This window comes from Pseudomonas sp. SIMBA_067 (assembly GCF_046534675.1).
GTDB lineage: Bacteria > Pseudomonadota > Gammaproteobacteria > Pseudomonadales > Pseudomonadaceae > Aquipseudomonas > Aquipseudomonas putida.
In genome coordinates, this window is record NZ_JAWRYH010001559.1 from 1 (window position 1) to 228 (window position 228).

1 pseudogene is annotated in these 228 nt (G+C 65.4%); it reads right to left on the minus strand.

Annotated features, from left to right (window positions below):
- Positions 1 to 228, minus strand: a pseudogene (locus SB765_RS34690) (1-deoxy-D-xylulose-5-phosphate synthase); the annotation flags it as partial.

A 228-nucleotide genomic window follows, 5' to 3' on the forward strand; every position in this document is an offset into this window, starting at 1 on the left:
TAGCGATCGCTGAAGTCGACCAGGTCAGAGCCTTCCTTCATCGCCGGGGTGATGCCGACCAGGCGCTTGTCGCTCGCGGCCATGTCCCACAGCCACTGGCCGAACACAGCGGAATACTTGGGCCCGCTGGGCTTCTTCGGCGTGGCGGGCTTGTCGGCAGGTTCGAGCTTGGTGATGGCGTGGTAGCCAATCGGGTCGACCTCGGCCGGGGCGAAGCCCTTGCCCTTT